This window comes from Candidatus Methylomirabilota bacterium (assembly GCA_036005065.1).
GTDB lineage: Bacteria > Methylomirabilota > Methylomirabilia > Rokubacteriales > DASRDR01 > DASYQW01.
Genome location: DASYQW010000353.1, coordinates 1 through 8,042 on the forward strand (window position 1 = coordinate 1; position 8,042 = coordinate 8,042).

The following is an 8,042-nucleotide window of genomic DNA, read 5'->3' on the forward strand; positions in this document are numbered from 1 at the left end:
GGATCGCCGCCGGCGGCCTGCTCGCCCTCGTCGTCCTCGGCGGACACCCCCAGGTGGCCTTCTACGCCGGCGTGGCGCTGGGGCTCTCGTCGCTGACCGTGCTCCAGAGCCGCTGGCGCGGGGCCGATTGGTGGACACGTCTCCGGATTCCGGCCACCACCGCCGTGGTCGTGCTCCTGGGGCTGGGCCTGGCGGCACCCCAGCTCCTACCCACGCTCGGCATGGCGCGGAGCGCCTCCCGATGGACGCCGAGCGCGGAGTTCCTGGCCATCGACACGCTGCCGCTCGAGCAGCTCCTCACGCTCCTCGTGCCGTTCGCCTACTTCGCCACCGACCGCTTCCAGTCTGCCGACGAGTTCGTCATCTACGTCGGAACCGGGACGCTGCTTCTCGCCGCCGCGGGGGTGGTGCTCCGGCGGGACGTCTGGAGCCGGTATTTCGCGCTCCTCGCCATCGTGGGACTCGCGCTCGCCCTCGGCCCCCTCATCCCGGGCTACCTCGAGGTGGTCCGGCGCGTGCCTCTCCTCGGCGCCTTCCGCGCCTCGGCTCGGGCTACCCTCCTCACCGCGCTGGGAGCGGCCGGGCTGGCCGCCCTCGGCCTGGATGCCTGGCGGCGGGCGCTCCAGTCCGGGGACGCCCGGCGACGCGTGACTGCGCTCTGCTGGGGCTGGCGGGCCGCGCTCGGTCTCGCGCTGGCCGGGTACATCGCCATCAGGCTCGCCGGCGTGCCGGCCTGGTCGGAACCGCTAGCGACCCGGTTTCCCGAGTTGTACGCCCGCTTCGTCGGCCTCTTCGTCGCCCAGGTGGCGGTCCTCGAGCTGGGGCGGGCCGGCTGGCTCCGGCCCCGGCCCGCCCAGCTCCTCACCATCGGGCTCCTGCTGGTGGACCTCGTCCATCCGCACCGCGCGGCGATGTGGTCGCATTCGTCGCCGGCGATCGCCTGGACGCGGAACGACATCGTCCGCGAGCTCCAGGCCGAGCCGGGTCGTCAGCGGGTGCGGAGCGAGGGGTGGCTCCATCGGCGAGGCCGCGACTTCGAGGCCAACGCGGGGCTCGTCGACCGCCTGGAGATCCTGAGCCACGACACCCAGCTCGCGACGGATCGGTACGATGACTTCTCGCAGGCGCTTACCGACCCGGTTCGCCACGCGCCCCTCCTCGACCTCGCCAACGTGCGCTACCTCGTCCTGAACGAGCACGACTCGCGCTTGAGGAACCAGCCCAAGCACCGCCCCCCGCGGCTTCTGCCCGGCGACGAGCGCCGCTACGACCTGCGCGGGCTCCTCGACGGCACGATCGGGCGGCTGACCGTGGTCGCCGAGCCGGAGGCCGGGCCGATCTCGGAGGACCCGCTCCGTCTCACCCTGAGTCCGACCGGCGAGCGGCTCGATCTCTGTCTCGGCTGTGCCTCGACCGGCGCGGGGACCGCCGGTCACGCCACCAGGGTCGCCGCCGACGAGGACCGGGCCGTGCTGGCGTCGGCCACGCTGACTCCCCGACAGTCGGCCCGGGAGGTTCGAGTCAGAAACCGCCTCCCGTACCCCATCGCCGTGCGCCAGCTTCGGCTCGACGAGGTCGACCTCTACGCGCTCGGCCGGCGCTACCACCAGCTCGGGCCGAATCTGTGGGAGAACGGCGAGGCCCTGCCCCGGGCGTTCCTGGTCGAGGAGCTCCTCGTCGTCCCCGAGGTGGAGCGCATCCTGCCGACTCTCCTGCGCATCGATCCCCGACGAACAGCCGTCGTGGAGACCACCCCGGCCTGCCAGCCGAGCCTGCGTGTCGGGGACCCGTCGGCGGAGGACGTCGCGCTGGTCGACTACAGCCCGACGCTCGTCCGGCTCCGCCTCCGGTCGGAAGGACCCGCCTTTCTGATCCTGGCCGACGCCCACGGCAAGGAATGGCGCGCGCGGGTCGACGGCCGACGCGCGCCGATCTACAATGCGAATCTCCTCTTCCGCGGCGTCTGTGTGCCGGGCGGCGAGCACGAGGTCGAGTTCCGCTACGAGCCCTACGCCTTCCGGCGGGGGGTCGTGATCGCCCTCGTCGCCGGGCTGGGAGCGATGGCGACACTGGTGGTGGGCCGATGGAGGCGTCGATGAAGACCTGGGTCGCGTCCCTGGCCCTCCTGACGGCGGCGGCGACGGCCGCCGACGAGGCGGCGCTCCTGGCTCAGCTCAGGACCGGTCCGGCGGTCGAGCGGCGCGCGGCGGCGGCGCGCCTGGCCGAGATCGGGACGGCGGCCGCCACCGGGGAGCTGGCCAAGGCCCTCCGCGACGCCGATGCCGAGGTCCGGGGCGCGGCCCAGGCCGCCCTGTGGGCAATCTGGCAGCGCTCCGGAGACCCCGACGTGGATATCCTGCTCCAGCGGGGCATCGCCCTCATGGACGAGGGACGGTACCTCGACGCCGCCACCGTCTTCGGCGAGGTGATCGACCGCGCCCCGGCGTTCGCCGAAGGCTGGAACAAGCGCGCGACCGTCTATTACCTCATGGGCGAGTACGACCGCTCGCTGGCCGACTGCGAGGAGGTCATGCGGCGGAATCCCATCCATTTCGGCGCCCTGTCGGGCTTCGGCCTGATCTACCTCCAGAAGGGCGACCTCGAGCGCGCGGCTGAGTACTTCGAGCGGGCGCTCGCGGTGAACCCGAACCTCGGGCAGGTCGAGGCCGTGCTGGACCAGCTCCGCGAGGTGTTGAAGCAGCGGCGGCGCCGGGCGATTTGACCGAGACCCGTCGCGATCCCCGAACCGCCGCCTCCGCGGCGCACCGTGAGGGAGGAAGCATGGCTTCGCTCGATCCCGAGGTCCTGGACGCACTGCGGAAGATCTCGTCTCCCACGATCGCCAACGCCATCGAGACCTTCGGCGTCCGGCCGCGCAATGCCGGGTTCGTGGCCGCCGAGATCGTCTGCCGCTTCCCGCGGCTCGGCGTGATGCTGGGCCATGCCGTCACCGCTCTCATCCGCGCCGAGCCGCCGCCGCTCGAGGGCCACCGGGCCGCCGAGTTCGCGTGGTGGGACCACGTCGCCCAGAGCCCGGGGCCGCGGGTCGTGGTCATGCACGACATCGACGAGCCGCGCGGCGTCGGGGCCTACTGGGGCGAGGTGCAGGCGAACATCCACAAGGCGCTCGGCTGCGCCGGCGTGGTGACCGATGGGACGGTGCGTGATCTCCCCGAGGCGGAGGCGCTCGGCTTCCACTTCTTCTCGGCTCACGTCTCGGTGTCGCACGCCTACGTGCACATGGTCGATTTCGGCCTGCCCGTGAAGGTGGGCGGGCTCGTCGTGCGGCCCGGAGACCTCCTGCACGGTGACCAGCACGGCGTCGTCGTCATCCCGCCCGAGATCGCCGCCCGGATCCCGGAGGCGGCGACGCGGATCGAGGCGCGCGAGCGGACGATGATCGCGGTCTGTCAGAAGCCGGGCGTGACCCTCGACCAGCTCAAGGCCGCCCGGAAGGCCATGCAGCAAGCGTACTGACCGCCTTGGTCAGCCCCTCGGCGCGGTCCGACCGGCGCCGCCTGGCCGTCGCCCTGGTCGTCGCCTCCTTCGTGGTCTCGACGCTCGTGCCCGTCCTGGGCAAGAGTCCGGTCGGCGACCTGTCCGGCATCCACACCGATCACATGCGCCATGCGTTCGCCGCCTGGGTCTTCCTGCACAAGGGGCTCGACCTCTACCGGAGGCCGTTCGGGGAGGTCGCGGCCGACGTCGCCTATCGCCATCCGATCATCACCTGGGAAGCGGTGCCCTACGCGTACCCCCCGGGGGTCTTCGCGCTCTTCCTCCCGGTGACCCTGCTGGGACAGGTGCTCCCCCTCTCCGAGCAGGGATTCGCCAGGCTCTGCATGCTGTACGTCATCCTCCTCACGCATCTCGCCTTCGGCGCCGTGCTGCTCGAACTGGACACCCTGTCCGGAGCCGGGCGAAGCCTCGTCGCTCTCGTCAGCTGGCTCTATCTGGTCCGGGCGGGACTCCAAGGGTTCTACGACTCGGTGTGGGTCGGCCTCGGGGCCATGGCGATCCGCGAGTTGGCGCGGGAGCGCCCGATCCAGAGTCTGCGATGGTTCGCGCTGGCCGCCCTCGCGCACTACCGTGCCGCCCCCCTGGTCGCCCTGGGGGGAATCGCGGTCCTCGAAACCATCCGCGGGCGAGCTCCGCGCGAGTGGCCGTGGCGCGACCTGATCATCGTCGGGGTCGCCTGTGTCCTCTCGGTCGGGACGTTCGCGCTCATGCACCCGCATTTCGAGACATTCCGCCAGACAGCGCCACTCATCGTCCGAACCGACGCCAGCGCCCTGTGGATCGTGGTCGGGGCCAGTGTGGTCGCGTTCGTATCGAGCCTCGCGCTCGCCGACGGGGCGGTCGCGGGCACGGTGGCGGTCACGCTGGGCCTCGCGCTCGTCGACACCGGTTACTGGTGGCACGCGCTGGTGCTGCTCGCCGCGCCGCTCGCGGTGGGCGCCTGGCGGCCCGGGCGCTCGGCGCTGCTGGCGCGCGTCGTCCTGGTCGCGTGGCTGGTGTGCTTGCAGCGCTACGCGTGGGCCGGCCGCCCGACCGATCTCTTCAGGGACGTCGCGACCTTTCTCGCGCTGATGAAGGGGTGAGGATCGGAGGCCAGGCCGAGGCCGACCGGAAGGCGGGGATGACCTCCTGGGCGAAGCGGTCGAGCTGGGGCCGCGGGTCTCCGGGCATGAAAAACGTCGGGAGCCACACCATGCCGACGCCGGCCTCCCGAAGGCGAGCGAGCTTGTCCTGCACCTCGGCCACGCTCCCCGCCAGGAGGCTAACCAAGCGATACGCGACGACCCGACCACCTACGGTTGGTGTTCCGCTCCGAGCGGCGGCTTCGCCGCCGCGCCCGCCCACCCAACCCGAAAGGTGGGGGAGGTTGGGAGGGGGCCGTCGAGGCCCCTCCCAGGATCTAGCGGTGCTCGCCGACGCGGTGCAGCTTCAGCAGATTCACGGTCCCGCGCACCCAGAGCGGCGCGCCGGACACGATGATCAGGATGTCGTTGTAGCGCACCGAGCGGTCGGCCAGGAGGTTGGACTCGATGGCGGTCACCATCTCATCGATCGTGGCGAGCCTGGGGATCAGGCGTGGCACCACGCCCCAGTCGAGAGCGAGGCGACGGCGCACTCGCTCGGAGGGCGTGAAGGCGATGATGGGCACCGGGGGGCGGTCCTGCGAGATGAGGCGCGCAGTCGAGCCGGATTGCGTGAAGGCCACGATGGCCCGGGCCTTGAGCTCCTGGGCGGAGAAGGCGGCCGCATCCGAGATGGCCTGGGGAAACGAGACTTCCCCGCGGCGCGGCCGATCCATCGAGGCCGGCGGGAAAGCCGCCTCGGTCCGCCGGATGATCCGGTCGAGCGTCCGCACGGCCTCGACCGGATAGGCGCCGGCCGCCGACTCGGCGGAGAGCATGACCGCGTCGGTGCCGTCGAGGACCGCGTTGGCGACGTCAGAGACCTCGGCGCGGGTCGGGCGGAGCGACACGATCATGGACTCGAGCATCTGGGTCGCGGTAATGACCGGCGTCCGGGCCAGGCGGGCCTTGCGGATGATCTCCTTCTGGGCGATCGGCACCTCCTCGAGCGGCATCTCCACCCCGAGGTCGCCTCGCGCGACCATGACCGCGCTGGTGGCAGCCAGGATCTCGTCGAGCCGTCCGAGGGCCTCCGGCCGTTCGAGCTTGGCCACGACCTGGGAATCCGAGCGCTGCTCGTTGATGAACTCCCGCACCTCGAGGATGTCCGCCGCCGAGCGCACGAACGAGACCCCGACGTAGTCCACGCCGTGCCGCAGGCCGAAGAGCAGGTCCTCTCGATCCTTGTCGGTGAGGACTGCCATCCGCACCGTCGTCCGCGGCAGGTTGACGCCCTTGTGATCCTGAACCTGACCGCCGGTCTCGACCCGGCAGGTCACCTCCTCGCCCTGGACGTCCTGCACCTCCAGGGCGATCCGCCCATCATCGATGAGAACCCGGTCTCCCGGCTTGACGTCGCGGGAGAAGCCCTGATAGGAGATCGTGGCCCGCTCGGCCGAGCCGGGCACGCTGGCCGTGGTCAGCACGAACGGTCGACCGCGGCGAAGCGTCGCGCCCCCGCCCTCGAAGGCCCCGAGCCGGATCTTCGGCCCCTGCAGGTCCTGCAGGATGGCGATCGGCTTGCCGAGGCGCGCCTCGACCGAGCGGATGCGCTCGATGGCCTGACCGTGCTCGGCGTGCGTCCCGTGGGAGAAGTTCAGGCGCGCCACGTCCATGCCGGCCCGCGCCATCTGCTCGATGATCCCCTCGGCCATCGAGGCGGGGCCGATCGTGCAGACGATCTTGGCCAGCCGCTCGCGCATCAGGAGGCATCCGCCGCGACGACGCGGTTCGGCAGACAGCCGATCCCGTCGATCTCGGCCTCGACGAAGTCCCCCACCTTGAGATAGGCGCCCGTCGCCGCCCCCACGCCGGACGGGGTGCCGGTGGCCAGGATGTCGCCGGGCTCCAGTGTCATCCCCGCCGAGAGCGCAGCCAGGAGAGCGGAGACGTCGAAGATCATCTGGCGAGTGGTGGCCTCCTGACGGGTCTCCCCGTTGACGCGAAGGCGGATGCCGAGCGCCTGTGGGTCCGGGATCTCGTCGGCGGTCACCAGCACGGGCCCCATCGGGCAGAACGTATCGAGGGACTTCCCCTTGAACCATTGCTGGTGCGTCTTCTGGAGGTCACGAGCCGTCACGTCGTTGAGGACGGTGTAGCCGAAGACGTGGGAGAGGGCGTCCTCGGGAACGAGGTCCCGGCCCGCGCGGCCCAGAACGACCGCCAGCTCCACCTCGTAGTCGAGGGCCTGGGTGACCGCGTGGTGGACGATGGAGGCCCCGGGCCCGATGACCGCAGTGGGCGGCTTGGTGAAGAAGACCGGGCGCTCGGGCGGAGCGGCGCCCCGCTCGGCGGCGTGCTCGGCGTAATTGCGGCCCATGCAGAAGATGTTCTTGCGTGGCCGCGGGATCGGCGCCCCCAGCCGGACGCGGGAGAGGGCGCGCGCGACGCCGCGGCGCCGGAGGTCGGCGGGATCGAGGCGGTCGACGAGGGCACGCCCGTAGTCCCATACTTCGTGGGCGCGGCCCCACGTGGGGGGGCCGCCGTCGATCAGCTCGAGCACCGTGCGGGGCAGCAGGCTCTCCGGGGCCGGTCGGGCCTGGCGCTGAGCCGCCATGTCGGCCGACAGGTTCCGCAGATCGAGCACGGTGTCATGCCACACGGCGCCGAGCCGCGGCGTCCGGCCGGCCAGATAGGTCACGAGCTGCATCGAGGCCCTCCCCGAGACTCCGTCAGGTGCGGCACCCAGCAACCACCCAATGATATCGCCAAGAGGAGCCTTCCCGAAGAAACCGCCGCGCCCGCGCCGGGACGTAGAGAGGCGAGAGGCTCGGCCAACACCAGGCGTGTGTCGGAGTGATCCGGCCCGGCGCCGACCAGCGAGCGCGTGGTGGATCGAGGAGTACTCCGAGCGGCGGCTTCGCCGCCGCCACGATGGGGGGGCATCGGGGGGGTCTTCCGAGACCCCCCCCGAAATGACCTAGAAGGCCCCTTTGTCGAGGCTGTAGAAGTTCGCATAGATGGATTCGCAGTCCGCCTGGAGCCGCCGCTGGCTCGCGTAGCGGGCGCCGAAGCGCGTGAGCGACTGGGTCTCGGTGTCCAGGCGCGTCCGTCCCTCGAGCACCAGCTCGCTGAGCCACTCACCGACGAGGAGCGAGCCCGCGATCCCGATGGCGTTGCACCCCGCGGCGACGTAGAGTCCGGAGACCCCCGGCACCGCGCCCAGCAGGTACTGGCCGTCGGGGGTGAACGTGGGAAGTCCCGCGCAGCCCTTCAGGACGGGCGCTCCCGCCAGCAGCGGGAATACCCGGGTGAGCCCGCCGGCCAGCTCCTCGAGGACGCCCAGGTCTTTCTCCGTATGCTCGATCTCGAACGTGGCGGGCAGCTCCGCCATCCGGAAGGCCTTCGGCCGTGCCTCGAACCCACCCAGCATGAGTCCGCCGACCTCGGGCCGGATGTAGA

Annotated in this window: 7 protein-coding genes; 4 read left to right on the forward strand and 3 right to left on the reverse strand. The window is 71.5% G+C overall.

Translation table 11 applies throughout. The features are described 5' to 3' along the window. From VGW35_23860 to VGW35_23875, 4 genes are all read left to right on the forward strand, one after another. A partial coding sequence (locus VGW35_23860) for a hypothetical protein (GenBank protein HEV8310711.1) occupies window positions 1-2,099 on the forward strand: 2,099 nt, incomplete at its 5' end. Further along, window positions 2,096-2,722 (forward strand): tetratricopeptide repeat protein, encoded by a 627-nt coding sequence (locus VGW35_23865; protein HEV8310712.1) that lies wholly within the window; start codon window positions 2,096-2,098, stop codon window positions 2,720-2,722. The genes VGW35_23860 and VGW35_23865, both read left to right, overlap by 4 nt. 59 nt (window positions 2,723-2,781) lie before the next feature. Next, window positions 2,782-3,477, forward strand: a complete 696-nt coding sequence (locus VGW35_23870) for an RraA family protein (protein ID HEV8310713.1) — start codon at window positions 2,782-2,784, stop codon at window positions 3,475-3,477. Between the two features lie 5 nt (window positions 3,478-3,482). After that, entirely contained in the window at window positions 3,483-4,601 is a 1,119-nt protein-coding gene (locus VGW35_23875) for a hypothetical protein (GenBank protein ID HEV8310714.1), read from the forward strand. A gap of 317 nt (window positions 4,602-4,918) precedes the next feature. Here the strand turns inward: VGW35_23875 and pyk are convergent, their stop codons facing one another. From pyk to VGW35_23890, 3 genes are all read right to left on the reverse strand, one after another. Then, the gene (gene pyk, locus VGW35_23880) at window positions 4,919-6,343 is read right to left on the reverse strand and encodes a pyruvate kinase (GenBank protein ID HEV8310715.1); all 1,425 of its coding nucleotides are present in this window, start codon (window positions 6,341-6,343) and stop codon (window positions 4,919-4,921) included. Further along, a complete protein-coding gene (locus VGW35_23885) occupies window positions 6,343-7,290 on the reverse strand; it encodes a fumarylacetoacetate hydrolase family protein (protein HEV8310716.1) in 948 nt (315 codons plus the stop codon). Before VGW35_23885 ends, pyk begins: the two co-directional genes overlap by 1 nt. A 270-nt stretch (window positions 7,291-7,560) precedes the next feature. Next, window positions 7,561-8,042: FAD-dependent oxidoreductase (locus VGW35_23890; GenBank protein ID HEV8310717.1), on the reverse strand; the 482-nt coding region annotated here is incomplete at its 5' end.

What these genes read in the sequence shown, in the direction of transcription:
- VGW35_23865 (HEV8310712.1), top strand. Translation starts at nt 2,096, where the DNA reads ATGAAGACCTGGGTCGCGTCCCTGGCCCTCCTGACGGCGGCGGCGACG.
- VGW35_23870 (HEV8310713.1), top strand. Translation starts at nt 2,782, where the DNA reads ATGGCTTCGCTCGATCCCGAGGTCCTGGACGCACTGCGGAAGATCTCG.
- pyk (HEV8310715.1), bottom strand. Translation starts at nt 6,343, where the DNA reads ATGCGCGAGCGGCTGGCCAAGATCGTCTGCACGATCGGCCCCGCCTCG.
- VGW35_23885 (HEV8310716.1), bottom strand. Translation starts at nt 7,290, where the DNA reads ATGCAGCTCGTGACCTATCTGGCCGGCCGGACGCCGCGGCTCGGCGCC.